This is a genomic window from Streptomyces sp. adm13(2018), from assembly GCF_008042145.1.
Lineage (GTDB): Bacteria > Actinomycetota > Actinomycetes > Streptomycetales > Streptomycetaceae > Streptomyces.
In genome coordinates this window covers 1-1,980 of the sequence record NZ_RDBH01000047.1, presented here as the reverse complement: position 1 = coordinate 1,980, position 1,980 = coordinate 1, and the positions used below count along the sequence as shown (strand labels likewise).

2 pseudogenes are annotated in these 1,980 nt (G+C 75.0%); both read left to right on the top strand.

The window, feature by feature from the left end:
- A pseudogene (locus EAO70_RS03950) lies at positions 1-639 on the top strand (ACT domain-containing protein); the annotation flags it as partial.
- A gap of 125 nt (positions 640-764) precedes the next feature.
- Positions 765-1,862 (top strand): annotated as a pseudogene (locus tag EAO70_RS03945) (M1 family metallopeptidase); the annotation flags it as partial.
- Between the last annotated feature and the right edge of the window lie 118 nt (positions 1,863-1,980).

Here is a 1,980-nt window from a genome sequence, read left to right as displayed (position 1 = left end):
TGACAGGCGTGGGCGGCCTCGCCCAGGACACCGTGTCCGGGCCGTCCCCCGAGTGGCTCGACCACGCCCGTACCCCCGCGGCCCGCATCGCGATCACCGGCTGGCTCCGCGCCCATCCGGAGACCACCGCGCCGCACGCCGTCCGGGGTCACCGCCGACCACCGCTCCGGCGCGGAACTCCACGCCGACCTGGAGGGCGAGCCCCGCGCCTCCGTCCGCCCGGCGGGCTGCTGCACCCCCGTACCCCCGGACAAGATCACCGGGTTCCGGGTCCGCGGCGGATCCGTCACCGTCCACCGGAACGGCTGCGCCGCCGTCGACACCATGCGCCGCCACGGCCGCGAACCCGTCGCCGTCCGCTGGGGCGACACCGCGCAGGGCCGGGTCACCCTCGTCGCGGAGTCCTTCGGGCGGCCCGGTCTCCTCGCCGACCTCACCGAGGCCATCGCCGTCGCCGGGGCCGCCGTCGTCTCCGCGACCGTCGAACCGCCCAGCGAGCAGCGGGTCCGCCACACGTACACCCTCCACCTGCCGGACGTCGCCCGCCTCGCCGCCCTCATGCGGGCCATGCGGGACGTCCCCGGCGTCTACGACGTGAGCCGCGCCCGCCGCGGCTCCCCGGACCCCCGCCAGGCCTGACCGCCGGGGGCTGACCGCCGGGGGAGACGGTACCCCTCCCTTCGAGTGGCGGGCGRGCGCGCCGCCCCGGGGAGCGGGCGCGGCCCTGGTAGCCGTAGGGCCAGTCCTCCGGAAAGGCCTGGCCCATGCCGCTCGTCCGTACGCCCCTGCCCCGCGCGCGGTGGCTCCGCTCCGCCGTCCTGGTCGCCGCCTCGGCCGGTCTCGTCGCCGCCGCGCTGCCCGCCCCGGAGCCGCTCGGCATCGGGGACCCGCTCTTCCCCCACCTCGGCAACCCCGGCTACGACGTCCTCGCGTACACCGTCGACCTCACCTACCCCGGGGTCAACACCGCTCCGCTGGCCGCCGTGACCCGGATCGACGCCCTCGCCACCGACGACCTGGAGCGGCTCAACCTCGACTTCACCCACGGCACGGTCTCCGCCGTCACCGTCGACGGACTCGCCGCCACCTACGCCACCACCGGCGAGGACCTGGTCGTCACCCCCGCCGTGCCGATCGACGAGGGCGAGTCCGTCACGATCACCGTGACGCACACCAGCGACCCCGGCGGCCCCGCCGACACCGGCGGCTGGGTCCGTACCGGCGACGGCCTCGCCATGGCCAACCAGGCCGACGCCGCCCACCGGGTCTTCCCGTCCAACGACCACCCCTCGGACAAGGCGTACTTCACCTTCCGCGTCACCGCCCCCAGCGGCCTCACCGCTGTCGCCAACGGCCTGCCGACCGGCCGGGTCACCCGCGGGGACAGCACGACCTGGACGTACCGCACCGCCCACCCCATGGCCACCGAACTCGCCCAGGTGTCCATCGGCCGCTCCACGGTCGTGCACCGGGCGGGCCCGCACGGCCTCCCGGTCCGGGACGTGGTGCGCACCGCCGACCGGCAGCTCCTGGAGCCCTGGCTCCGCAGGACCCCCGGCCACCTGGAGTGGATGGAGCGGCAGGTCGGCCCGTACCCCTTCGAGACGTACGGGGTGCTCGTCGCCGACGCCACCACGGGCTTCGAGCTGGAGACCCAGACCCTCTCGCTCTTCGAGCGCCGCCTCTTCACCGAGCCCGGCTACCCCGAGTGGTACGTCGACTCCGTGATGGTGCACGAGCTGGCCCACCAGTGGTTCGGCGACAGCGTCTCGCCGCGGACCTGGTCCGACCTCTGGCTCAACGAGGGACACGCCAGCTGGTACGAGGCGCTGTACGCCGAGGAGACCGCGGGCAGGTCCCTCGTTGAGCCAGAGGTCGGACCAGGTCCGCGGCGAGACGCTGTCGCCGAACCACTGGTGGGCCAGCTCGTGCACCATCACGGAGTCGACGTACCACTCGGGGTAGCCGGGCTCGGTGAAG